The sequence below is a fragment of the Pelagibacterium sediminicola genome (genome assembly GCF_003390885.1).
Classification (GTDB): Bacteria; Pseudomonadota; Alphaproteobacteria; order Rhizobiales; family Devosiaceae; genus Pelagibacterium; species Pelagibacterium sediminicola.
Genome location: NZ_QMEL01000030.1, coordinates 1 through 702, shown reverse-complemented (window position 1 = coordinate 702; position 702 = coordinate 1). Strand labels below are relative to the sequence as shown.

Annotated in this window: 1 protein-coding gene; it reads right to left on the bottom strand. The window is 58.8% G+C overall.

The window, feature by feature from the left end; translation table 11 throughout:
- A partial coding sequence (locus tag DQG18_RS15875; protein WP_116655218.1) for an IS630 family transposase occupies positions 1 to 702 on the bottom strand: 702 nt, incomplete at its 5' end.

Below are 702 nucleotides of genomic sequence, written 5' to 3'. Positions count from 1 at the left end.
CTAGTCACCCGAATCTGAAGTTCGGTTCATTGTTTTCTGGCAGAAGCGTTTGACGGAGGCGAGGATTTCGTCTGCGGATTTGACCCATTTATAGGGTTTGGGGTTCTCGTTGTGGGCATCGATGAATGCGGCGATGTCGGCTTCCAGATCGGCGGTGGAACGGTGAACACCGCGTTGCAACTGCTTGCGCGTCAATTCCGCGAACCAGCGCTCAACCTGGTTGATCCAACTCGCTGAGGTGGGTGTGAAGTGGACATGCCAATGTGGACGGCGCGCCAGCCAGGCCTTGATCCTCGGTGTCTTGTGCGTGGCGTAGTTGTCCATCACCAGATGCACGTCCGGTCCATTGGGCACTTCGGCGTCAATCCGCTTCAGGAAGTCGAGGAATTCAGTGGCCCGGTGGCGCTTGTAACATTTGCCGATCACCGCACCCGTGGCGATGTCGAGCGCAGCAAACAGCGATGTCGTCCCGTGGCGAATGTAGGTGTGGGTTCTGCGCTCGGCGACACCCGGCGCCATTGGCAGCACCGGCTGCTCGCGATCCAGCGCCTGGATTTGGGATTTCTCGTCCACGCACAACACGATGGCCCGGTTCGGCGGTGACATGTAAAGGCCGACGATATCCTGCACCTTGTCGACAAATAGCGGATCGGTGGAAAGCTTGAATGTCTCGCTGCGATGCGGCTGCAGGCCAAACGCGGC